This is a genomic window from Butyrivibrio sp. AE3009 (assembly GCF_000420845.1).
Classification (GTDB): domain Bacteria; phylum Bacillota; class Clostridia; order Lachnospirales; family Lachnospiraceae; genus Butyrivibrio.
The window spans coordinates 77,340-99,574 of record NZ_ATVS01000013.1 but is presented as its reverse complement, the minus strand read 5'-3'; the positions used below and the strand labels follow the sequence as shown (position 1 = coordinate 99,574).

Here is a 22,235-nt window from a genome sequence, read left to right as displayed (position 1 = left end):
CGTCCGCCACTAACTTAAAACAAGAATCCGCCGAAGCCTCATCAGCGTCTTAAGTCCGTTCGACTTGCATGTGTTAGGCACGCCGCCAGCGTTCATCCTGAGCCAGGATCGAACTCTCACGTTTAAATGTTTTGTTCAATCCGGCCAGAACTAAAAGCTTGGCTTTAATGTTCTGTCCGTTATTACTTTTGGTTTGTTAATTCTGAATAATTTCTCATGGAAATTTTCAGGGTTGCATTACTGTTTATTTGTCAAGGTGCAGGAGCCTAGAATCCGCTCCACTACTGCCTTTGCGAGCTTTTCGATGTGTCTTGTCCGCAGCGGCAACGTAGATAAATATATCACTGTGCAATATAAGTGTCAACACTTTATTTAACGATTTTTTTCACACTAAATATCAAACCGGTTTTTTCATGCGTTTTTCTTAATTACAATGGGCCATATAACCGTGGCAAACAGCGTAATAAGACTAAATGAGATCAGGTTCCCCCAATGCTTGCCAAAAGCAGCGGTTATAGTAGCACCGGCAAACCACTGGTTCCAGGCCAGCAGTATTCCAAGTCCTATGCATGTAAGGATTGGAAGATTAGTTGAGCCTTCAGGTATCTCATAATGAATATAATGGCGTTCAACGTAGCTACCCACCGACAATCCAAGCAGCAGTCCACATCCCTTGAAGGTATCGTTCATCATTTTCTGAGGATCAACCAGCAGCACTCCGTCTATGTAGTCCATGGGATAAGCCTTAAGCTGGATATATGCCAGCGTAGCGATGACCGCAACAATTCCTATAATAGAAAGAATATCCTGAGCCTTCTCGTTGCCTTCAACCTTTTTTCCAACTATTCCTATGATAAAAATCAGAAGTGAGGAATGAAGGAATCCCACCAAAACGTCCTGAGGAGTATGAACGCCAAGGAAATTCCTGGAAAATCCCGTCAGCAGTATCAGCACCGCACAGAGTATCGCTACGGCCTTGCGCTTATTTTTTTGCCATACGAAGGTTGTTCCGTACATGGTGGTGGCGCACATGGTATGGCCACTGGGAAAAGAGTACCCGGTCGCCGCTACTTTGGAATCCCCCGCAGGTTCTATCAGATCAGATCGGATCCAGGGTCTGTAGGCACATACCGTCAGCTTGATGATTCCGTTGATGACTTCGCCGCAGCTTAATGTAGACATGAAGCGATAGCCCCATTTCTTATCCACTGACCAGAAAATTATATAAGGTAAAAACGGTAGAAGATCCACCGCAAGTTTGGACAGCGCATTAAAGAATTCATCAAAAATTCCGCCTGATGCCCCTCTAAGGCCCTGCAGAAACAGCAGATACTGAATATCAAAGCTCATTATCATTCCCTCCTATAACATATCATTTGTTATAAAAATCAAATATTCTCTTATTAAAATCCCTTGCTTCGTTGTAGGCTTCGTGGCTAAGCCCTTTATAAATGTGGACCTCACAGCCAAGTTTCCTTGCTATTTCGGCTGAGGCTTCACCCGTAACTATTTTATCTTCGCTTCCTCCCAGCACCAGAACAGGGCATTTTATGGAGTCCAGCTTGTCATAGGTGTCGACGGACAGACAGGCTTTAGCCAAAGTGATGAAGCTCTCTTTTGGCATGAACCTCTGCGTTTTCAAAAGAAGAGGAAGAGCAATGCGGTATTTCTTCATATATTGCTCAGAATATCCTTTTTCAAGATAGTCCTTAACTATGTCTCTAAAACGCCCTGCCTGTGCCAGTTTTATCCAGCCACCTATGACCGCTTTCATGGTGTCGTTGGGCCTTGAGGCAGTTACGCCAAGCACCAGCTTTTTGACATATTCAGGGTGATTTATGGTAAGATCCTGGGCTATCATACCGCCCTGGGATGCGCCAAAAAGGTAAACTGACGAAAGCCCCAGCTTATCCAGGACTTTTTTCACATCTTCGGCCAGATCATGAATGGTGCAGCCCGTCGCCGGCGGAAACTTCCTGTCAATCACATATATCCGATAGCTTCGTCCGAATATGCGATAATACCAGGAAAGCGGCTGCGCCCCGCCGTCTATCGATGCAAACCTCAGCCCCGGAATCATGACAAGGGGCTTATCTCCTGTGCCGAAGGATATTACTGTTACCTTTCCATCTTCCAGTCTGACCGGAAAATCATTCGCATTGTAAGGCATCTTTTACCTCCGTCCGTCTTCTAGTATATCAAACATTTATGTGCTATATAAAGTGCATTTATGGATAAAAAAACTCCGAGCCGCTATATAAACGACTCGGAGCCGAAAAATATACTTGAATAATTACATGTTTTTGTAAGGATTCTCAAATCCATTTTCTTCAAGTTCAGCCGCCATAAGCAGATCCGTGAATCCCCTCTTTTGCGCTTCCTCCCCCATAATTTTGTTGATGATCGCTTTTCTTCGTATTCTCATTTTAATTCCTTCCCCAAGTAAACTTATAGCTCATGAACATGCAAATATTCTATCCCAAGCGGGCCATTACGGCGACATACAACCAGGTTCTTGTTCCGGATATTATCATATAGCCTGGGTGTTACATTACATTTATATCTGGTAAAATCCTTAAGCTGTACCGTTACATAATAATCGGGTATGAGATGATTCCTGTTGCCCCCCTCGTATGATCCGGATACATATGTGCACTCTTCATGGATTTCAGGACCACTCAGGCAATAACAGACAGTTACTACAGTAACCCCAATAACAGCTAACATGGTCATGCCATAATGGATGACCTGACTTACTTTATTCTCGCCTTTGATTCGAATACAACCAATCAGCACCATTATTATAAAAGCTGCTACAGTGATAATTGCGATTGTCTTGAATCCTTGTGATGTCTGCGCCTCAATCTTTAATGTGAGCAAAAGATACAACATCACAAGGACCTGAACAAGCATGTGCCACCTTTCCCAGATTCGTATATGAGTCTCTTCCCACAGCTTTTTCGATTCATCCGTTTTCCAATGTTCATCTTCGTCCCAGGAGGCTACTTCAGGATAGATCAATGCAAATATATGCTTGATCCAAGGAACAAGCGCCAGTGAAAGTAGCATAGCTATTTGCGAGGTGAGGATTTCCAAATGATATAGAACAATTATGAGCACTTCAACAAGTAGTGATATCAGCCGGATGGTCTTACCTATGGTAACAAGTTTCTTGGCTCTTTCAATATCATAAGAATCATTCATTTTAGATTTCCAGCTTCTCCTTTATGTAAGACAGTACTCAAGCTCTATGTCCCTGCCGATATTTTCCGGTGACCAGGGAATATAGTGGTCTACAGGAACACCTTTATGTGCAAGGCCTTTCCCATGATCAATTCTTATATCTCTCGAAGTTGGATAAACCAACTTGAAATCATCAAAGGAAATCATAGAACAGTTCGAATAATCCGTGATGCCCATGGTGGGCCTTCCTACTATAGTAACTTTGGGAGAAAAAGACATCACTTCCACAAATGAATCTCCTGAAGAAGCGCATCCCTCATCAGTTATGATAAATACCTTTTGAGGCTCCTTTCTTCCGACAATACCGGCCACGAATTCATCTTCCTCGCTGACAATGAAACCTTTTCCCATATTTTCCGTATTATCAGCAACCATTTTGTTCACCATCGGAGCCATATCCTCCGGAATGTTATCTCCAAAAATGGTCTTCAGAAGCTGTATTCGATCCTTGCAATTTCTGACAGAATAATTGATCTCAATAGGATATTCAGGTTTATAATAATCCGTAACGGAATGTCCTTCAGGAAAACAGTACTCCAGAAGTGGTACAAACGCAGAATCTGCGCCTCCTCCATTTCCTCGTACGTCCACAATCAGCTTTTTGCATGTATCAAGAGCATTTTTGCAGTCAGCATACAGCTGACCTATTGAATTCATGTCCACAAAATCTGCCAGCTTAATATAAAGAGTGTCCTCTCCATATTTCTTAAAAAAATATCCGGGCTCCTCTTCATCTTTGGAATCAGTAATAATGGAAATGTCTTCTTGTGTATCATCCTGATGGATTACAGTAATATGCTTATAAAACTTCAGCACAGAAGGCCACATTTTGCCTTCACGTTCAGAAGTTTCATTCATAAAGAAGCTGCTTTCCTTTTGCGCAATATCATTTACCGATTCCCCATCGATTCCAACTATTCTGTCCCCGGGAACAAGACCGGTATCAGCATTTGCTTTTACCACATACAATGTATCTTCCTGTCTCATCACTGAAAATCCTATTGTTCCAAGAGTTTCATCCGTAAAACTTAGATGTCCTTCCACTCCAAAGGCAGAGAGATACTCCTGTACCAGATGTAGGAACTCCATCCGATCCATACCATCAGTTATTTTACTCAGGTAATCCTTAAAATCTCCGGCTCCATAATCCTTGCAGGTTGCAGAATCCTCCTGCATAATCGCAACTATTTCTTTGAATATATCTGTATAAGTCATTTTTTTCCCCCTTCTAATCTATTAGGTTGATTATTTTACTTTTGTCCAGCCAAACTGCTCGTATACTTCCTCAATTTTCTCTATAAGCCGGGCTCCATACACCCATACCTCCTCTCTCCAGGGATGTCCTAAGTATCCAAAAGCAAAGTTTTCTTCGATAAAAAAGTAATAATCTCCGTCCGGAATAAAGCCTATTTTGGGTTCTTCGGGATGTCTCGGATCATAGAGATATGCCTCATGATGCCAGTCAAGGGCGTACATGCGCTGCCCTTCATTGGTTGTTTCAACAAAAATCTTTTTCATTATCTCAGGGACAAGGTCTATCTGATCGTCTGTCATATCGTCACAACCATATATGGCATAGGATTCTTCCAACTTAATGTACTTCGACCATCATATTACTGCATTATAGCATTGCATGACCACTAATAGGGGATTTTCTGACGAATGACATTTGAAATGGGATGAATGATACTTTGTCTCCTTGAGAATAAAAAAACCATCACTTTGCATAAACAAAGTGATGGCATAAATATACTCAATATGCTTTATCCCTTAGGGGTTGCTTCTTGCTTCATAATAGCCTTGATCTTGGGATTCTGCATCAGTTTAATTGACTCAACGGCACATCTGTAGATCATAGCCATTTCTCTCTGTGAACTGTTGGAAGCATCACATTTTTTCTCAAGCATCTCAAAATGCTGAATTGCCTTATCCGCTATCGACTTGGAAATAACCATTCCGTTGCAGTAAAGTGTCCCCGTTTCTGCATCAAATCTAGCTTCCTCAAGTGTCTTAGTTGCGAATTGTCCTGCTCCCATTGATGCTGCAAGCTGATTAATTAAATCTGATCTGTCTGCCATTTTCTTCACCTCAAAAAACTTTATTTTTGACTCATTTCTATTGTCGATGAAAAATTATAGTGTAATCATCTAAATCGTTCAATTTTAATATACACTAAAATCCAATATTTAAAAATGTTATTTCGAAAATGCCACAATCAAAATGAAACTAATTATTAATTCATAAAAGTCAAGACGTTAATTTTTTTTGTTCCGGTGATAGAATAAAAAAGATTTTGAAACAGGGGGGAGAACATGAATCAATCACACGCAGATGCAGAAAACATCAATAAGGAGAACAGCCTTAGCACCTTTGATCCGGATGCACATGTCATGCTGGACTACGACGATCAGCCCTATGGCGATGACAACGTGCTTGTTCGCTCATTCAAAAGAAGAGCATTTCTGTCAGATCTCTGATCATATGCCTTTCAGGCAGTTCTTCAAATAATCCATGTACTTATAATATTCCTCATCAGTACTTAGATGTTCCAGGATAATGGGCATATCCTTATATGCGCCGTCCCATATGGGGCCGAAGGCTCCCGCCACGTTGACGCAGCATCTGGCTCCGACGAAATCCGCCAGCCTTAGCTGCAGCACCGATGTCATTGCCTGAAGACAACCCAGTTGTGGGACCAGGGAACAGGGAGCCCAAACAAAGTTTTTACCTTGCCTGTGGGACAGCGATACCAGGAATAGTTCCAGCCGGCGCCCATGTCCATATATACCGCATTGGTGACGCCCAGCCTCTGCAGCTCTTCCATGAATTCGTCAAAATGCAGCATCTTCACTGAGTCAATGATGCACAGCTGCCCGTTAAGTTCCGCCAGAGTCCTGTAGCAGCGTGCTCTTGGCCTGTCGAAGTTCATGACCACTTCTTTGTCCCTGATAAGGGCAAATTGCATGAATCCGGCTCCTCCGGCATCCGCTGCCGTCTTCATAGCTTCTGTTTTATTCTCAAACTCGAACCTGAAATTCCCATCATAGAACACAAATGCGGCAAAAGCGTCCTTGTCGTAGGGGCTATCGTAGAATACGCCGCCCGATGCATGGTCGCCTTCTATGTCGTCCTCATCAAAGCCGATGCTTACAGTGTGCTGAAATGCTGCTCCCGAGCACCATGTAATGCTTTTGTCAGACTTGGATGGCCTGTCCTTACGCACAAGATCCACTTCAGAATACTTGGGGAAAAAGACATATACCGTCCCCGTGTTGTAGATCACTGTCTCATCCCCCGGGAGGATCTCCTCTACAGCCAAATTTGACGCAGCGATACTCTCCGGGATACTTACATGATACTGTGAGATCAGCCCCATGAAGATAAATATAAAAGCAGGCAGTACCAGTATAGACGACGCATATAACAGGTGATATAGCAGCTTCAAAGGCTTAAAAGCTATCTTTTCCGGTCCCCAGAGATACATTATAAGAGCTGCGATCTGCATTAACATAAGGCCAAGATATACCGCATGCAAGAGATTAAGCCACATCTGAGCTACAAAAAATGCGGTATAGGCTCCCAGGGACAATAATGTCATCCCCATGATCCACATTCCTTTTAGACGTTCCGATACCTTCATTTCTTTTTTCTCCTCCTGCGCTTTTGCTCCACCATCTCCTGCCGCAAAACCTTGAGGGAATCCAGCTGGGATTCTATACATACTATAAGAAGCAAAATAGCTATGTCCGTCAGATACTGAAGCGCATTTTCCCACCTGATAGTGATATCAAAGGATAACATAGCATTTGATATTATTAGTGCAAAATATATGACAACCTTAAAAGAGATTGCCATCTGATTAAAGATAACATTCTTTGGATTGCCTTTTTTGGCGTAATTTATAAAAAAGTGATTGACGGTAATAATGATCGTAAGCAGAAAAGACATGCCTGCAGCCGCCAGATAGACGCTCCCCTGAACTCCCACCACAAGGTAAGTATCAAAGTCCTCCTGCCCCCAGAGCCTCTCCAGTACCAGATCTCCCTCCTGAAACATCAGACAAAAGAGTATTCCTCCCATGAGGCCCTTGGCCACGTCCCATCTGTAGTGATAATACGCAAAATACATTGAGATAATGGTGATGACCTTCACCAGAATGATAAAAAGAGTGAAATTGTCCCCCATACGTCTGTTAAGTATCAGCGCGCAGATGCTGGTAATAATTGCAAATATGCTGGCAGCGGCCATTAGATATTCACTTAAGAATACAGATTCCTTTCGATTTTCCATATATTCATTGTACCATCCTATTTCTTAACCAAATAATTAAGAATTGGTTAAGAATTGTGCAAGAGACAGGTTAAGACTTCCGTATTTCATTGCGGTAAAGTAACAACAGTAACAAACATCCGCATAACGAAACGAGGGACATTAAAATGATCAGACTTTTAAATAACAAAAAAACTACAGCCGCAATAATAGCAACAGTTATTGCCGCAGCCGCAGGTATCGGAGGCTACTCCGTAAGCTCCAACGCAGCCATGGCGGTTGATGCCTACACAGTGGACTTTGGAGGTCTTGAAAGTGAGATTGAGGTAAACGGCACCGTGGAAAGTAACAAAGATATGGTCTGCTATTCAGAAATCGCAGCCCGTGTAGGAAAGATCCACGTCAAGGAAGGCGACTTTGTTAAAAAAGGTGATCTCATCATATCCTATGACCTTGAGGAACTTGAGCGTCTGGAAACAATGACAGACCTTCAGGCCAAAGCCGATCTCGGAAGCTATAACAACTCAGTTCAGACCGGCAACAGAACCGCAGGTCTCTACGGAGAGGCTAAGAGAAACCTGGCAACACTTGAGCAGCAGATCTCAGATACCCAGGAAGCCATCACAAGAACCCAGAACGCTCTCACCGAGAGAAAGGCCGCACTTGCTGATTTTGGAGCCAAGCTCCAGATATCTCTTATAGATTGGGCCGACCAGCCTGACTCAGATGAATACGAGAATCTTCAGAAGCTGGTTCAGACCAACGCCTATGAGCAGCAATACGCTCCCGACATCGTTAAGCTCCAGGAAGAGTTGAATGTCCTCAACGTTCAGCTGGCCAATCTCAAGGAGTACAAAGCCGAGATGACAAGCCAGAAAGCCAGCACCGTGATGAATCTCATGACGGAGGGTGCCAAGGAACAGCTTGAAGCAGTCAAAGAAGCCAACGATATAAGCAATAATGAGAAGCTTGCGGATTACGCCGCAGCCAAGGAAGGTATCAAGGCTGAATTCGACGGCATCATCACACAGATCGGCGTCATTGAAGGAAGCGATATTGCAAGAGGTACCAATCTTTTTACACTTAAGTCCTCTTCCGACATAATTATCAAAAGCACAGTAAACAAGTATGATATAGTTAATATTGAAGAAGGCCAGCCCGCCAGTGTCAACATCAAGAACAAGGACTATCAGGGCGTGGTTTCAAGGATTGCGAGAATGACCAAGGACTCGGGAACTGGCACCGGAATCGGCGTTGAGATAACTCTTCTAACTCCCGATGACGACATCATTCTGGGGCTTGAAGCCAAATCAAAAATATATACAGCCAGCCTTACACAGGTTCTCAGAGTCCCGGTGGAAGCCCTCAGTGAGGACGAAGAAGGCAGCTATGTATTCGTTGCCAAGGATGGAAAAGCAGAAAAAGTATTCGTTGAATGCGGCATCCGAAACGATGACATGGTTGAAATAACAGATGGTCTTGATGAGGGAACTCTCGTAGTCTGGAAGGATTCCGAAGAACTATCCGAAGGTATGGGCGTAAAGGTGAAATAATAATGATTACTGAAAAGAGAAGAATATTAAGCGCAAAGGATTTGTCCAAGACATTTTCCAACGGTTCAGTGCAGCAGCACGTGCTGAAAAACCTGAATCTTTCCATATACAAAGGAGATTTTACCGTTATCATGGGTAACTCCGGCTCCGGCAAGAGCACTCTCCTCTATGCCCTGTCCGGAATGGACCGCCCCAGCATGGGCACCGTCACCTACTACACGGATCAAAGCGGCGCCGAAACAGAGATATCAACCTACAACAACGACAAGCTGGCGACTTTCCGCAGAGACCACGTAGGCTTCGTTTTCCAGCAGAATTACTTGAACGACAGCATGAGCGCCCTTGATAACGTCATGGTCTGCGGTCTTCTGAAAAACAGCGACAGAAAGGCCCTGGCAAAAAAGGCTAAGGATCTCCTTAGCAGCGTTGAAATCGAAGAAAACGACTACAGGAAGTTCCCCACTCAGATGTCCGGCGGCCAGCAGCAGCGAGTTGCCGTGGTAAGAGGCGTCATCAACAGCCCCGAGGTTCTGTATGCCGACGAGCCCACCGGCGCTCTTAACTCTCAGAACACAGAAAATGTTCTTAATATATTATCCAACCTAAATAACGAAGGTCAGAGCATCGTCATGGTAACCCACACCATTAAGGCCGCTGAAAGAGGCAACAGGATCATTTACCTCTCAGACGGAGTCATCAGCGACGAAATAGACCTCGGTCCCTACGCAGGAGACTACAAAGATCCCGCCAACCCACAGCTTGAAAAGGCCAAGGAGCGCCACCAGCGCCTCAAGAATTTCCTCCAGGATATGGGCTGGTAATCAGAACCAGCAACTTGAAAGGATACTACCGTGTACAGATTTTTCTTTATCGCAAAGAATAACATAAAAAAGCAAAAGAGCGACATGATCACCTTCTTTATCCTGTCGATGCTCTCTTCTCTCTTTATCTTCATCAGTGCATCTTTCCTTGCCGATACCGGCAAAGTCATCGACACCAACAGGGAAAAGATCAATTCAGCAGACATCATGGTTCTTGCAACCTACAACGAATCAATGCTGAATAAACTGGAGGAAATCATCAAGGGTAATGTCTATCTTAAGAACTATGAAGTCCAGGACTACCTTAACTGCAATTCCAAGTATAGGAAAAAAGGTGATAAGAACTGGATTGAGTACTCCTTCCACCTCTACAGATATGAGCAGGAATGCAAGATTCAGACCATGAGTACCAAGGCAGATGGTCTTAGCGGCAATGCAGCGGTAGTCCCCATTTCACTTAGCAATGCCTATCCAAAAGGCTCTGTCCTGCAGCTCAAGATCGGCGACAATGTCTATGACCTTAAAGTGGCAGATTACAATGAGGACAACATCTTCTGCTCTCCCATGAATCTGGGAACCTACAAGGTATATATTTCCGATGATCTCTACGAGACAATACGTTTCGAAAATCCTATGGACGCCTACGATTCCAGGTGCGTGAAGACTCAGATCACCGACACAGCAAGGAAAAAGCATATCGACACCAATAAGCTGAATGATGAGCTGGGAGATGAAGTCCTTACCTGGTACAACGAATATGTGAAGGATCATCCCGATGCTGTCATAAACATGAATTTCCTTCCGGCGGAGCTTATGAAAACCGGGTCCATGATTCTTCCTTTGATCTTCGTTGCGCTGATATTCCTTTTTGCCGTGATAATTCTTGCAATAGCAATTGTTATTATAAATTTCAGTGTAAAAAACTTTATCATGACCAATATGAAAAACACCGCTATTATGGAGGCTTCAGGCTACACTGTCCGGGAGCTGGTACTGATCCTTTTATTCCAGCTGCTTCTGATATCGGGCCTGGGCGCAGCCATTGGCATTTTAGCAGGAGCTCTCCTTCTTGATAAGATTGGTATCATCATACTTATCACCCTGGGACTTAAATGGAATCAGCCCATCAATATCGCGGTTATTCTGGCTGTTTTCCTTAGTATCTGCCTGCTGGTGGCAATTCTCACCGTGATTCTTGGCAGGGAGTACAGCAAAGTCAGCGTTCTGTCTGCATTAAAAGGCGGCGTTAACACCCACAGTTACAAAAAGAACCTCTTTTCCTTCGACAAGACTTCTTTTTCAATACCTGTGACCCTTGCCCTCAAGGACACTTTTGGCAAATTCAGCAATCAGCTGGGCGTTATCTTTATCATGATGATCCTTGCGGTGTCTTCAATCGTGGCCTTTGGAATGGTTGATACCTACGGAAGTGATGAAGGCGTTCTGGAAATGGGCGGCTTTGACGTATACGATGCTTATTTTACCGGCGATGCTGCCATGGAAGAATCGGTTGCTGCCATGAAAACAGTAGCCAATACCCGCCGCGAGATATGGAATGGCCTTAATTTCTACAACAAGAAGATCAAGCAGTCCATCACCACCAGAGCCATTTCCGACACCTCCAATATCATCGGTGGTTCCGTCATAGAGGGACGCTGGCCCAAATATCCAAATGAGGTCATGCTGGCCACCAATTCTGCCGGTAAACTCGGACTGTCCGTGGGAGATGTGGTCACAGTAAGGAATGATATGGCCACCGAAACCTATATTGTCTGCGGTATCAGCCAGACCATGAACAATATGGGCATGATGGCTTACATGACCACCGAAGGCCTTGCCAAGGTATTCACCCTTCCCGATTCCATGAATGTCTGCATTAACTTCAAGCCCGGTGTATCTTTCGCAGATTTTGAAAAGGAGTTCAAGGATGCATATCCTGAAGTAACCGTTACTGACTACACCGAGGCAGCACACCAGACCGTTGGCCTTATCACAAGTGGTCTTAAGATGTTTGCATATTTCGTCGCTTTTCTTACGATCCTCATCGTTGCCTTTGTGGAGTCCCTCATCGTCAGGACCAACATCAACAAACAGTGGCGTAATCTCGGCGTCTGCAAGGCGCTTGGCTTTACCTCAAGACAGCTCATAGTTCAGGTCATGATGTCCAATCTGCCTGCAATACTGATAGGCGTATGCGTTGGTCTTTTGCTGTCTCCTTTCCTTGGCAGCAAGCTGATGATCTCAACAATGCTGATATTCGGCTTTAAAAAGATCAACTTCAGTATCGGACCTGTTTCCTATATCCTCACCGCTCTTATCATCTGCGGAGTGGCTCTTGCAACCGCAGCTTTTATGGGAAGAAAAATTAAAACACTTGAACCGGTGAAGATGATTACCGAAGAATAAGCCCCTGTGGTACAATAATCCATGTGGAGATGACATAACTATGCACTATAACTGCCTTATTGTGGATGATGAAATTGAACTTGCGAAGATGACCGCCGAATACTTCAGGATGTTCGACGTTTCCACCTGCTATGTGGACAGCGCTACCTCCTGCTACAACTTTTTTGACGAAGGTAACACCACAGACCTGGTGCTTCTGGACATTAACCTGGGTGACGGTTCAGGCTTCGAAGTATGCAAGAAGCTCCGCGAAGATATGCAGCTTCCCATACTGTTTATAAGCGCAAGACAGAGCGACGACGATGTTCTCATCGCCCTGTCCATCGGCGGTGACGACTATATCAAAAAGCCCTACAGCCTCTCTGTTCTTCTGGCCAAGGTCAAGGTTAACCTTAAGCGAATTGAGCAGATGAAGAATGCAGGCGCTCTGCAGGCACACAGCCCTGTAGCTGACACTGCAGATACTGATACCGGATTTCTTATGGACTATCCTACCATGTCCGTAATAATAGATGGAAAGAGCATTCCCCTAAAAGCCAAGGAGTATGCTCTTTTGGACTGTCTCTACAAGCACCACGACACCATAGTCAAGAAGGAGGTCCTCTTCGATGAAGTCTGGGGAGATACCTTTTTCAGTGACAGCACGCTAAACGTCCATATAAGGAAACTACGGGAGAAGATTGAAGAAAATCCAAATGAGCCAAAGCTCATCAAAACTGTTTGGGGAACGGGGTATATTCTGGAACTGTCATGAAAAGTCTAAAGCGCATCTTTATTTCTTTTACCATATTTATGATAATCACCCTTATCTTCTTCGGTAATCTAAGTCGCAAGACTGAATATGGCAAAAGAGACATTGTCTATTACAACGACCTTCTTCACCGGGTGGAGAAAGACCTTGAGGAGGGAGTGCCTGAAGCCGATGTGGAGGCCAGATACTCCTGTCTTATTGTCATGTCTACCAAGATCAATGATCCCGAGCTGGCAGATCTCTACACCAAAGGTGCCCTTGTTATGGACCTTGCGGTGAATGATGAATATGTGGGCAAGGTCGCCTGGAACGACAGAGAGGAGAACTTTAACAGCAGCAGATACAAGTTCCTGACAGCCTCTGTCCTTCTGTGGATGGCGGTTCTTGTCTGCGGATATCTGCTAATGCTCTATATGTATACAGTCTTTTTGAATCCCATTGAAGAACTTAAGGATTTTGCCTCTGATATCGCCAAAGGAGAGCTTGATAAACCTCTTCCCATTCACAAAACAAATATGTTCGGAAGCTTCGTTGAAGGCTTTGACATGATGCGCGAGCAGATAAAACTCTCCATGGACAGGGAGCGCAAGGCTGAGATTGCAAGAAAAGAGCTGATTCAGGGTCTGTCCCATGATATCAAGACTCCCCTTGCTGTTATCAATGCAACCTGCGAGGTTCTGGAACTCAAATTTTCAAGAAAACTTAAGGAACTGTCCTCTGCCCCGTCCCAAGACGCCTCCACGCAGTCGCAGATAGCAGAATGCGACGATACACTGGACAAAGTAAGGATCATCTCTTCCAAGGCCGCAAACGTAAGCAATCTCATGAGCGATGTTATGCATGCTAACCTCGAAGAGATGGAAAAGATTGAAATAAATGTAAGCGAAGAAAACACAACAATTCTTGAGGAGCATATAAAGAACCTGTCCACCTTCGGAAACATCATTCTGGAGAATCATATCTACCCATGCCTTGTCTACATGGACAGACAGCGTATGGAGCAGGTAATTGGCAATATCATCGATAACTCCGCCAAATATGCAGGCACCGATATCACTGTATCCTTCTCGGAGACCGAGGATATCCTCATGGAAAACGGCAAAAACGGCCGCTTCATCAAGATTAAGATCCGGGATAACGGCCCCGGTGCCGACAAGGATGATCTGCCGCTTCTTGCGGAAAAATACTACAGAGGCAAGAACGCTTCTAACAAATCAGGTTATGGCCTTGGCATGTATCTGTGTAAAACCTATATGAACAAGCAAGGCGGCGGTATGGAATATTACAACGACAACGGCTTTGTCGTGGAGCTGCTTCTTAGAAAGGTATAACTTTAAGATTTAAATCCGTATTCTTTTTCGATGATTGGCATGGATGTTACCTTCATAGACTCAATGGATATGAAGGTTCCCTGCTCTACCATCTGAAACACCTTATCTATCTGCGCTTCCGTCCCCTGGATCTCCATGGAGACGGAGCCGTCCGGGTTGTTTTTCACCCAGCCGGTGGCACCCACCAGACCGGCAGCGTGAATTGTTCTGTATCTGAAGCCTACGCCCTGAACCGAACCATAGACCGTTATGGCTTTTCTTATTATCTTTTCATCATAATCTGACATATTTTTTCCCTTATCATTTCGGTTTTTTTCCATTTTTGACGAATTTGCATTTTCTATTATATATAACATAAATTTTTTGTCCAAAAACCTCAACAAAATGGTCAATTATTCCATATTGAAAGGTTCCTTTCCTTGTTGTAATATACATTTCTGTGCATTTTTTGAGAAAAGGAAGATTAGACAAATGGATAACCAGTTATACTCTTACGAAGAAGTATGTGAGATCATTCAGGACAAAGGACTGAAGATGATAATGAAGCGTGATGAGGATCTTAACAAGATCTGCCAGTTCGGCGATCGCGGTTCAATTTTGAATGTAAATACACTTTTATATAACCGTTACCAGATTCATGCCACAGAAAAAGATTATAACGCCATCAAGAGAATGGCAGAATCCGAAAACCTGGCAATCGTCCTTAGAGAGAACGACAAGGACGAGATTGAAGATGTAATCTCAGGCTATGAAGAAGTAGGAAGCAAGGCTGTTCTGTTTATCAAAAACGGTAACCGTCTCCTGCAGCTAAATGAAACCGAGAAAAATCTGCCTCATGAGATAGTATTTTTTACCAATGAGAATCTTGTCCTTATTCTGGACTGCCTCTGCGAGAACGATACTTATAAGCCCAAGAGCAAATCCAAGGTAGCAGCTCCCGTAGTAGTTGCACCCAAGGTTGTGGAGCCTGAGCTGTCCGACGACGAGATCAAAGAGGTCTATCCCGAGGGTAGCACCGTCTCACACGTAAAATACGGAGAGGGCGTAGTTAAGACTGTTGCCGCAGGCAAGATCACCGTTGCTTTTGCTGATTCCGTAGAAAAGATCTTCGCAGCCAAGGTCTGCATTAAGAATAAACTGCTTACTGTAGTCTAATAAATATCAGCCATTATTTATAAACCAAAAGGGGTTCCCACCACTATCGTGTGAACCCCTTTTATAATTGAAGTACGTATTTGGTTAAATTATGCTTTCTTCAGTTCTTTGAACTTGCGAATTGCCTTAAGCTCAAGGAAGATCAGAAGTGCAGCAAGGATAATATCCACAACAATGAAGGCAATCTGCCAGCTGTAGAGACCTGTGTGAAGGTTCTCAGGCTCGTAAGCACGGCTGTTAACAACAGTGTACATGATGTTCTTGGCTGCTGTTCTGAGAGCCTTGATTCCTGTAGCGCTGGTCTGATCGTTAACGGTGTTGTCGCCCATCTCATAAGCTACGAGCATAAGGTCGTTACCGTTTCTGATGGCAGCGTCTGCATCCATGAAGTTAGCGCCAAGGAAGTAGTCAGTGATAACCATTCCTCTGAAACCCCACTCATCACGGAGAACCTTGTTAAGAAGGCTGTCATTTGCACCTGACCAGTGAGGTCCGATGTAGCTGTAGGAGCTCATTACGGCCTGTGCGCCACCCTCTTTTACTGCGATCTCGAAGGGCTTCAAGTAAATTTCTCTGATTGCCTGCTCGGGAGCCCAGATGGAAACCATGTTCCAACGGTTAGTCTCCTGATCGTTCATAGCAAAGTGCTTGATGTAGCTGTATACGCCGAATTCCTTTGCGGCGATAACTTCCTGTGCGATCATTGTTCCTGAGAGAAGTCCGTCCTCTGAAACATATTCAAACTCACGTCCGCCAAGGGCAGCTCTGTGGGTATTGATGGCAGGTGCATACCAACCTGAAGCATCCATCTCATCGCACATCTTACCCATGATATGGCCATATTCATAGCCAAGCTTTTTGTTGAAGGTGCAGGCAAGTGTTACGGATGATGGCATACCGATTGAATATTTGCCGGTAAAGTTGTTGGTGATTGATGCAGGGCCGTCGCAGTCTGTTGTTCTGGCCTTCTGTACTGAAGGAACCTCAAGAGTCTGGTAACCGCCAAGACCTACAAGAGATACCATCTCGGATACCTTGAGCTGATCAAGGAGCTGCTCCCATCTCTCATCATCGTAGGAAGCTCCTCTTAAGTCCTCAAGCTTAAGTCCGTTATCTGCGCCTGTTACAGGCATTACATCACTGTCGTTATTGTATGCTGTAGGATTGTAATTAAGATTGCATACATACTCAGCCTTAGCCTCATCTGACATTGAATAACTTGCAGGTGCAGCAGTTGCCTCTTCATAGTTGGCAAAATGATCTGCTCTTGATAAATATGTTGCGGTGCCGAGTGCTGAATCAAAATGGTTGGTTGCTGCCACGCTGTCTGAAGAGCGCTTGTTTGACTCGTCAAATACAACGGTTGAATCTACTGTATAAGTCTTTTCATCAATAACTGTATGAGCATCTGCTCTGAGTGAGATCACATAGTCACCTGCCTCAAGAACATAGCTCTTTGCGTTCTTGTCATCGTAGGATGCAAGTGATTCCTCAGTAAATGAAAGTGTAAGTGTCTGTGAGTTACCGGGCTGAAGAAAATCTGTTTTCTCAAAAGCAACAAGATTAACTGCAGCCTTCTCTATACCGCTGTTGGTATAAGGTGGTGTATCATAGAGCTCTACAGCGGATTTACCTGCAACAGAGCCTGTATTTGTTACTGTTACGGAAACAGAAATTGTTCCGTTCTGTACTGTGAGGTCTCCCATCTTCTGCTCGAAGGTTGTGTAAGAAAGTCCGTAACCGAAAGGATACTGAACCTCCTCATCATAATTGATAAGACCTTCAACAGCAGCTGTCTCATAGAATCTGTAGCCTACATAGATTCCCTCTACGTAGTTAACGAAGTGAGGCTTGCTTACTCCAAGGTACATATCACCTGAATCAAGTGTGAACTCATCAACGTTGTCAAATGCATAATCACCGAAGTTGTTGAACCAGGGTGACTTATCAATATGTCTTACAAATGTATCGGAAGTCTTACCTGAAGGGTTCTTCTCTCCGCTTAAGATATCGCCGAGAGCAGGGAAACCGCCCTGTCCAAGACCCTGGCACCAGATAAGTCCCTTGATGCTGGGATATTCATCCACAAAAGACATCTCGAAGGTGTTGGCACCTGTGTAAACAACAATTACATTCTCATAGCTTCCGCAAACTGTATCAAAGAGATCTCTCTCTGTCTTGCTGAGCTGAAGAATATGCTGGCCTTCTGAGAAATCGTTATACTCAGTGGAATTCTGATTATATGTAAGTCCCTCAGCTGTCATGTCCTTGGGAAGGTCTGCGCCCTCACCGCCGGAACGGGCAAATACAATAACAGCTGTGTCTGAATAATTCTTGGCATTTTCAAGCATCTGTTCAGGATAAGTTGAAAGTGCAGGCTCAGGAAGAGTCCAGTCCTGACCAAACAGTCCGATCTCAGGTCTGTCTGTTCTGTAAGCTGTGTAGAAATCAGAAAGCTCCTGGTTGGTTTCGAATCCTGCCTGATGAAGACCGTCAAGAAGTGATGTGGTCTCGAAATCTGCTGAGAATCCGCCTGAACCGGTTCCACCGTAATAAGGATTGGTTGAGGACCAGCCGAATACGTTGAGCTTTTTCTGGCTTAAAGGAAGAATTCCTTTATTCTCAAGAAGTACGATTCCTTCTCCTGCGACATCCTCAGATAAAGCTCTTGCTTCATCAATTGTCTTGTCGCTGATTTCACCGTTTCCGGTTGCAAGTGTGATCATGTTTGACATAGGGCCAAAGCAGATCAGGTTAGCTATTGCCACAATAGCAAGAAGGAGTGCGAGCAGAGACTGTCTGCGCATCATGAAGCGCGTAGCCTTCTCTCTTCTGCCGGCAATAATAACTACTGCAATTGCAGCTACCAGCACTACCCCTAGTGCGATCAGATATGGAGCGATCAGCTTGAGTACGTTGATCACGTCCGCCATGTTTACAGTTAACATTTTTATTACCTCCCTTTTTTCGATAAATCGCATTTTAGGCAAAAAAATTTTGAGTTTCAACAAAATGTCCTATCCTGTCATTTTGAATCCCTCTTTTGTCAAAATTCGAATTTTTCCTATGGTATAATCTTTTTGTAACGTAATTAAGGAGGTTTTCATGCTGAATATTGCATTGGTTGAAAACGATAACGCAGATGCCAAGCTGTTTACCGATATAGCCAGCTCTTATTTTAATGCAGCAGGTGAGCAGTTTCATATAGAGACCTATACCACCGGCGAAGCTTTCCTTGCAAGCTATCAGGGGCAGTTTCAGATGGTATTCATGGATATTGAGCTGGATGGTATTAACGGCATGGATACCGCCAAAAAGCTAAGACAAAAAGACAATAACGTCATCCTCATCTTCCTGACCAACCTGGCCCACTATGCCATCGCAGGCTATGAGGTTAACGCCATGGATTACATCCTTAAGCCGCTTAAGGCCGATGCCTTCAGGCTTAAGATTCCCAAGGTTCTGGCCCTTGTCCATCAGCAGGACAAAAAGACCATTACGGTTCTGTCAAAGGGGCAGCTTCACACCTTCTCAACCGAAGAATTGTACTACGTGGAAGTTCTGTCTCACCGTCTCTACTACCATACGACCCGTGGCGAATACGACGTAAGAGGAACCATTTCCGACGCAGAAGAAGAACTGTACAAATACGATTTCAGAAGATGCAACAACGGATACCTGGTGAACCTTCGCCTTGTCACCGGAATAGAGGGAAATGACGTAAAAGTGGGGCCCCACGTCCTTCCTATCAGCCGCCCCAAACGCAAGCTATTTGTAAATGAACTGACGAATTACCTAGGAGGACAGCTATGATAGCCTTTCACCTTTCACCTTTTATAGTGCTGGTAGAGCTACTCGCCACCACCGGCATACTTCTTTTTTATCAGGAAAAAAGAAAATATTTCCCTCTGAGGCTCATCCTGACCCTCTTTGTTCTTGCCGGTTTTAACTTTCTGTGGGGACTTATCCCGGAGCAATTTGATACTTTTACCTATGTTCTGCAGTTTTTCCTGCTTGTTATCGGTATAACAGTCTGCTTCAAACTGAACTTCCTCTCCGCACTTTTTTGGGGCGCCGCGGGACTTACCCTTCAGCATATGGGCTATTCTGCCATGACCCTTGTGGGCTCTGTTTTCCAGGATCTGAATTATTCCTTTGGCCTTATTATCGTGGTTTTCATCTTCGTATTTGTGGGTGAATACTTCCTGATCACCAAGAAGATCGGACTGAACTTTGAGCTTAAGGAAAACTATGTCTATCTTACGGCAATCGCACTTGTAGCCATGTTTTCCACCACATTCCTTAATTCCTACAGAATGAACTACGCATCGGATGTAAGACTCATAACCATCACTTCAATTTACTCAATCATCTGTTCTTTTTTGACTCTTGCTCTGCAGCTTGGCTTATTCGAAAAAACCAGGATGGAGCAGGAAGTTCTTGTTTTGGATCAGATAATCGCCAACGACAGACAGCACTACGATGATTCCATGAAGAATATGGAAATGCTTAACATGTATTGCCATGACCTTAAGTATTTCCTTAGAAGAAATGCCGACGAAGTGGGATCCTTTAAGCAACAGGCGGACAAATTCCTTCAGACCTTCGATGCGGAAATTGCCACCTACAACCACGCCCTTGATACGATCCTCACTGAAAAATCTCTGTATTGCAGCAGCCACGATATTCAATTCACCTGTATGGCGGATGGTCAGCTCCTTAGTCACATGGACACCGCGGATGTATACTCGCTCTTTGGTAATCTCCTGTCCAATGCCATAGAAGCGGTCTCTTCCCTGCAAAATAAAGAGCGCCGGATGATCTCGCTGACCATCAGACGCCGCAATGACTTTGTTCATATTTTGATAGAAAACTATTATGACAGCAGGCTTACGTTCAATAACGGACTTCCGGTTTCAACCAAGGAAGATGCACATCTCCACGGCTATGGCTTAAAAAGCGTGCGTTACCTTATTGAGAAATATCACGGTAACCTCACTATCAACGCCGATGAGGATGTTTTCCATGTAAATATCCTGCTTCCACTTAAAGAATCTCTATAGCATCACCGGTATGGATATATTCCAGCTGCCCGCCCATGATGTTTTTCATAGCTTCATAGGCTGTGATTCCTGTACAGTGACAGGTATAGAACTGCGACCTATATGCTGTAAGAGCCTCTGCAGTAGCAGTTATCTCGCGCATCTGCTCCGGTGAGTACTCGGTCTTCTTAACAAGATGAAAGCCGCTGATGGCTATATCCGGCTCCTCACCGTATTTTGCCTTATATGCTTCCATGAAGTTAATAATCCCGTTGTGAGCACAACCTGACAACAGCACAGTTTTGCCCTCTGATTTAATAACAAGCGCTTGTTCATGAGAGAAATCGTCCTGAAGAAATTCATTTTCTCTTTTTATCTTAAGTCTTGAGTTGGTAAAAGGAATGTCTCTCACTCTTTTATCTACAACAAATAATGAGAGTTCGTCATCAATGATGTAATCCCCCTCAACAAATCTTACCTGTGGAAGCTTAGCAATATTCTTATCAATACCAATGTATCTGTTGCCTTCGCTCCCCTCGGAGTAATAATCGCCGGTAGCTCCCCTCTGCATATAAATAGGTGCCTTACTGTTAAGCTCCGCAAAAGGAATTATTCCTCCTGAATGATCATAATGTCCGTGACTTAAGATTGCCACATCCACTGCTGCAAGATCAATTCCCAGTACTCCGGCGTTGGAAAGCGTAACCTCAGAAGGTCCAAAATCCATAAGAAGCCTATGCTCCCCGGTCTCAATGTAAAAAGATAGTCCGTGAGCACAGCTGCAGCCATTATTTCCCTCGGTATTCTCGATAAGATTAACTATTCTCATTTCTTTTTCCTTAATTCACGTACCTTGTCTCTGAGTTCATCGGTGATTCCAATAAGTGGAATACGGTTAACCTCAGGCTGCTCAAATCCGGGCTTTGGCATGAATTTCTTGATTCCAAGAAGAAGTCTTTTCTGGTTGAGGGACAATTTCTCGGCATAGGCCTTAACAAGCAGGTGCTGCCTTGCCTCTGCGTTTTCCTTCTCTTCCATGATCTTCTGCTCAAGGCGTTTGGGTGCGGAAGCTACCATCTCATAGCGCTCCTGGGCCTTTAAATTAAACTCCTCATGCATCTTCTCAACGTTCTTAAGAAGGGCTGACAGGCTGGCCTCGGTAAGAGCGTAATCTGCTCCGAATATCATGGCGAAAATAATGGCAAGAACCTCATAAACAACAGGGCTGACAACGGCATGAACACCTTCAACCGCAGGTATCAGGAACTTAACCACCGCTACTCCCGCAAGTCCGAATGCGATACTCACCGGAACACAGATCCTTCCGTTGATATTAAGAGGAATTGTGCTGTAGTCCCACCATCTGGCGTGGAATCTTTTTTCCAGGATCCAGGAAGTGACATATTCCGCAACGGCGCTTCCGAGATAGCATATGATAAATATCCCCCAGATTGGAAAATCCGGAGAAGACAGAAAATCAAGCAAACTAAATAACGCGGATGTTACAACGACGCAAGATCCATATATTGGACAGATAGGCCCGAACAAAAATCCTCTGTCAGCCCATTTGCGCTCCTTGGCGGAGCAATATATAGACTCCCATACCCATCCAAGAAAACTGTAAAAAACAAATTCAACAAAATACTGTGCGATTATCATCAGAC

At 44.2% G+C, this 22,235-nt stretch carries 23 protein-coding genes and 1 rRNA gene; 9 read left to right on the top strand and 15 right to left on the bottom strand.

Annotated features, from left to right (window positions below; translation table 11 throughout):
* The 8 genes from G588_RS0109005 to G588_RS0108970 form a co-directional block, all read right to left on the bottom strand.
* A 16S ribosomal RNA gene (locus G588_RS0109005) occupies nucleotides 1-124 on the bottom strand; the annotation flags it as partial.
* 287 nt (nucleotides 125-411) lie between these two features.
* Complete coding sequence (locus G588_RS0109000; protein ID WP_022778409.1) at nucleotides 412-1,350, bottom strand: phosphatase PAP2 family protein; 939 nt, start codon at nucleotides 1,348-1,350, stop codon at nucleotides 412-414.
* Nucleotides 1,351-1,372: 22 nt separating this feature from the next.
* Nucleotides 1,373-2,170, bottom strand: coding sequence for an alpha/beta fold hydrolase (locus G588_RS0108995; RefSeq protein WP_022778408.1), 798 nt, complete (start codon nucleotides 2,168-2,170; stop codon nucleotides 1,373-1,375).
* A gap of 123 nt (nucleotides 2,171-2,293) precedes the next feature.
* Nucleotides 2,294-2,425, bottom strand: a complete 132-nt coding sequence (locus G588_RS23275) for a hypothetical protein (RefSeq protein WP_022778407.1) — start codon at nucleotides 2,423-2,425, stop codon at nucleotides 2,294-2,296.
* A gap of 23 nt (nucleotides 2,426-2,448) precedes the next feature.
* Nucleotides 2,449-3,204: a hypothetical protein gene (locus G588_RS0108985; protein WP_022778406.1), complete on the bottom strand. Its 756-nt coding sequence runs from the start codon at nucleotides 3,202-3,204 to the stop codon at nucleotides 2,449-2,451.
* Between the two features lie 21 nt (nucleotides 3,205-3,225).
* Nucleotides 3,226-4,458: a S41 family peptidase gene (locus G588_RS0108980; RefSeq protein ID WP_022778405.1), complete on the bottom strand. Its 1,233-nt coding sequence runs from the start codon at nucleotides 4,456-4,458 to the stop codon at nucleotides 3,226-3,228.
* Nucleotides 4,459-4,488: 30 nt separating this feature from the next.
* Nucleotides 4,489-4,797, bottom strand: coding sequence for a DUF2716 domain-containing protein (locus G588_RS19720; protein ID WP_022778404.1), 309 nt, complete (start codon nucleotides 4,795-4,797; stop codon nucleotides 4,489-4,491).
* A gap of 209 nt (nucleotides 4,798-5,006) precedes the next feature.
* A complete protein-coding gene (locus tag G588_RS0108970; protein WP_022778403.1) occupies nucleotides 5,007-5,321 on the bottom strand; it encodes a hypothetical protein in 315 nt (104 codons plus the stop codon).
* A 234-nt stretch (nucleotides 5,322-5,555) separates the two neighbouring features.
* On the opposite strand from G588_RS0108970, the gene G588_RS22480 reads away from it, so the two are divergent.
* A complete protein-coding gene (locus tag G588_RS22480) occupies nucleotides 5,556-5,720 on the top strand; it encodes a hypothetical protein (RefSeq protein WP_022778402.1) in 165 nt (54 codons plus the stop codon).
* Here G588_RS22480 and G588_RS0108960 read toward each other — a convergent pair whose 3' ends face one another.
* From G588_RS0108960 to G588_RS0108950, 3 genes are read right to left on the bottom strand one after another with little or no spacing between them, the layout of a single operon-like run.
* A complete protein-coding gene (locus G588_RS0108960) occupies nucleotides 5,721-5,912 on the bottom strand; it encodes a hypothetical protein (protein ID WP_022778401.1) in 192 nt (63 codons plus the stop codon).
* On the bottom strand, nucleotides 5,909-6,883 hold the full coding sequence (locus tag G588_RS0108955) for a hypothetical protein (protein WP_022778400.1): 975 nt from the start codon (nucleotides 6,881-6,883) through the stop codon (nucleotides 5,909-5,911). The genes G588_RS0108960 and G588_RS0108955 overlap by 4 nt, the downstream gene beginning before the upstream one ends.
* Complete coding sequence (locus G588_RS0108950; RefSeq protein WP_155830772.1) at nucleotides 6,880-7,533, bottom strand: hypothetical protein; 654 nt, start codon at nucleotides 7,531-7,533, stop codon at nucleotides 6,880-6,882. Before G588_RS0108950 ends, G588_RS0108955 begins: the two co-directional genes overlap by 4 nt.
* Before the next feature lie 146 nt (nucleotides 7,534-7,679).
* Between G588_RS0108950 and G588_RS0108945 the strand changes: the two genes are divergently transcribed.
* Genes G588_RS0108945 through G588_RS0108925 form a run of 5 tightly spaced genes read left to right on the top strand, consistent with a single transcriptional unit; the run spans nucleotide 7,680 to nucleotide 14,374 of the window.
* Nucleotides 7,680-9,065 (top strand): efflux RND transporter periplasmic adaptor subunit, encoded by a 1,386-nt coding sequence (locus G588_RS0108945; RefSeq protein ID WP_022778398.1) that lies wholly within the window; start codon nucleotides 7,680-7,682, stop codon nucleotides 9,063-9,065.
* A gap of 2 nt (nucleotides 9,066-9,067) precedes the next feature.
* Entirely contained in the window at nucleotides 9,068-9,886 is an 819-nt protein-coding gene (locus G588_RS0108940) for an ABC transporter ATP-binding protein (protein ID WP_022778397.1), read from the top strand.
* Between the two features lie 30 nt (nucleotides 9,887-9,916).
* On the top strand, nucleotides 9,917-12,292 hold the full coding sequence (locus tag G588_RS0108935) for an ABC transporter permease (RefSeq protein ID WP_022778396.1): 2,376 nt from the start codon (nucleotides 9,917-9,919) through the stop codon (nucleotides 12,290-12,292).
* Nucleotides 12,293-12,332: 40 nt separating this feature from the next.
* Complete coding sequence (locus G588_RS0108930) at nucleotides 12,333-13,046, top strand: response regulator transcription factor (RefSeq protein WP_022778395.1); 714 nt, start codon at nucleotides 12,333-12,335, stop codon at nucleotides 13,044-13,046.
* Complete coding sequence (locus G588_RS0108925; protein WP_022778394.1) at nucleotides 13,043-14,374, top strand: HAMP domain-containing sensor histidine kinase; 1,332 nt, start codon at nucleotides 13,043-13,045, stop codon at nucleotides 14,372-14,374. The genes G588_RS0108930 and G588_RS0108925 overlap by 4 nt, the downstream gene beginning before the upstream one ends.
* A 2-nt stretch (nucleotides 14,375-14,376) precedes the next feature.
* Here the strand turns inward: G588_RS0108925 and G588_RS0108920 are convergent, their stop codons facing one another.
* Entirely contained in the window at nucleotides 14,377-14,661 is a 285-nt protein-coding gene (locus G588_RS0108920) for an acylphosphatase (protein ID WP_022778393.1), read from the bottom strand.
* A gap of 184 nt (nucleotides 14,662-14,845) precedes the next feature.
* Here G588_RS0108920 and G588_RS0108915 point away from each other — a divergent pair, with 184 nt between their 5' ends.
* The gene (locus tag G588_RS0108915) at nucleotides 14,846-15,529 is read left to right on the top strand and encodes a hypothetical protein (protein ID WP_022778392.1); all 684 of its coding nucleotides are present in this window, start codon (nucleotides 14,846-14,848) and stop codon (nucleotides 15,527-15,529) included.
* Between the two features lie 89 nt (nucleotides 15,530-15,618).
* On the opposite strand, the gene G588_RS0108910 is transcribed toward G588_RS0108915, so the two are convergent.
* Entirely contained in the window at nucleotides 15,619-18,477 is a 2,859-nt protein-coding gene (locus G588_RS0108910; protein WP_022778391.1) for a glycoside hydrolase family 3 C-terminal domain-containing protein, read from the bottom strand.
* Nucleotides 18,478-18,634: 157 nt separating this feature from the next.
* On the opposite strand from G588_RS0108910, the gene G588_RS19715 reads away from it, so the two are divergent.
* Nucleotides 18,635-19,342: a LytR/AlgR family response regulator transcription factor gene (locus G588_RS19715; RefSeq protein ID WP_022778390.1), complete on the top strand. Its 708-nt coding sequence runs from the start codon at nucleotides 18,635-18,637 to the stop codon at nucleotides 19,340-19,342.
* Nucleotides 19,339-20,592 carry an ATP-binding protein gene (locus G588_RS0108900; protein ID WP_022778389.1) on the top strand — a complete coding sequence of 418 codons (1,254 nt, stop codon included), beginning with the start codon at nucleotides 19,339-19,341 and terminating at the stop codon, nucleotides 20,590-20,592. The genes G588_RS19715 and G588_RS0108900 overlap by 4 nt, the downstream gene beginning before the upstream one ends.
* On the opposite strand, the gene G588_RS0108895 is transcribed toward G588_RS0108900, so the two are convergent.
* Nucleotides 20,576-21,400, bottom strand: coding sequence for an MBL fold metallo-hydrolase (locus G588_RS0108895; RefSeq protein ID WP_022778388.1), 825 nt, complete (start codon nucleotides 21,398-21,400; stop codon nucleotides 20,576-20,578). The genes G588_RS0108900 and G588_RS0108895 overlap by 17 nt on opposite strands.
* On the bottom strand, nucleotides 21,397-22,230 hold the full coding sequence (locus G588_RS19710) for a putative ABC transporter permease (protein ID WP_022778387.1): 834 nt from the start codon (nucleotides 22,228-22,230) through the stop codon (nucleotides 21,397-21,399). The genes G588_RS0108895 and G588_RS19710 overlap by 4 nt, the downstream gene beginning before the upstream one ends.
* Between the last annotated feature and the right edge of the window lie 5 nt (nucleotides 22,231-22,235).

Excerpts from the sequence above, each read along its gene's own strand:
- G588_RS0109000 (WP_022778409.1), bottom strand. The coding sequence starts at position 1,350 with ATGAGCTTTGATATTCAGTATCTGCTGTTTCTGCAGGGCCTTAGAGGG.
- G588_RS0108995 (WP_022778408.1), bottom strand. The coding sequence starts at position 2,170 with ATGCCTTACAATGCGAATGATTTTCCGGTCAGACTGGAAGATGGAAAG.
- G588_RS23275 (WP_022778407.1), bottom strand. The coding sequence starts at position 2,425 with ATGAGAATACGAAGAAAAGCGATCATCAACAAAATTATGGGGGAGGAA.
- G588_RS0108985 (WP_022778406.1), bottom strand. The coding sequence starts at position 3,204 with ATGAATGATTCTTATGATATTGAAAGAGCCAAGAAACTTGTTACCATA.
- G588_RS0108980 (WP_022778405.1), bottom strand. The coding sequence starts at position 4,458 with ATGACTTATACAGATATATTCAAAGAAATAGTTGCGATTATGCAGGAG.
- G588_RS19720 (WP_022778404.1), bottom strand. The coding sequence starts at position 4,797 with ATGACAGACGATCAGATAGACCTTGTCCCTGAGATAATGAAAAAGATT.
- G588_RS0108970 (WP_022778403.1), bottom strand. The coding sequence starts at position 5,321 with ATGGCAGACAGATCAGATTTAATTAATCAGCTTGCAGCATCAATGGGA.
- G588_RS22480 (WP_022778402.1), top strand. The coding sequence starts at position 5,556 with ATGAATCAATCACACGCAGATGCAGAAAACATCAATAAGGAGAACAGC.
- G588_RS0108960 (WP_022778401.1), bottom strand. The coding sequence starts at position 5,912 with ATGACATCGGTGCTGCAGCTAAGGCTGGCGGATTTCGTCGGAGCCAGA.
- G588_RS0108955 (WP_022778400.1), bottom strand. The coding sequence starts at position 6,883 with ATGAAGGTATCGGAACGTCTAAAAGGAATGTGGATCATGGGGATGACA.
- G588_RS0108950 (WP_155830772.1), bottom strand. The coding sequence starts at position 7,533 with ATGGAAAATCGAAAGGAATCTGTATTCTTAAGTGAATATCTAATGGCC.
- G588_RS0108945 (WP_022778398.1), top strand. The coding sequence starts at position 7,680 with ATGATCAGACTTTTAAATAACAAAAAAACTACAGCCGCAATAATAGCA.
- G588_RS0108940 (WP_022778397.1), top strand. The coding sequence starts at position 9,068 with ATGATTACTGAAAAGAGAAGAATATTAAGCGCAAAGGATTTGTCCAAG.
- G588_RS0108930 (WP_022778395.1), top strand. The coding sequence starts at position 12,333 with ATGCACTATAACTGCCTTATTGTGGATGATGAAATTGAACTTGCGAAG.
- G588_RS0108925 (WP_022778394.1), top strand. The coding sequence starts at position 13,043 with ATGAAAAGTCTAAAGCGCATCTTTATTTCTTTTACCATATTTATGATA.
- G588_RS0108920 (WP_022778393.1), bottom strand. The coding sequence starts at position 14,661 with ATGTCAGATTATGATGAAAAGATAATAAGAAAAGCCATAACGGTCTAT.
- G588_RS0108915 (WP_022778392.1), top strand. The coding sequence starts at position 14,846 with ATGGATAACCAGTTATACTCTTACGAAGAAGTATGTGAGATCATTCAG.
- G588_RS0108910 (WP_022778391.1), bottom strand. The coding sequence starts at position 18,477 with ATGTTAACTGTAAACATGGCGGACGTGATCAACGTACTCAAGCTGATC.
- G588_RS19715 (WP_022778390.1), top strand. The coding sequence starts at position 18,635 with ATGCTGAATATTGCATTGGTTGAAAACGATAACGCAGATGCCAAGCTG.
- G588_RS0108900 (WP_022778389.1), top strand. The coding sequence starts at position 19,339 with ATGATAGCCTTTCACCTTTCACCTTTTATAGTGCTGGTAGAGCTACTC.
- G588_RS0108895 (WP_022778388.1), bottom strand. The coding sequence starts at position 21,400 with ATGAGAATAGTTAATCTTATCGAGAATACCGAGGGAAATAATGGCTGC.
- G588_RS19710 (WP_022778387.1), bottom strand. The coding sequence starts at position 22,230 with ATGATAATCGCACAGTATTTTGTTGAATTTGTTTTTTACAGTTTTCTT.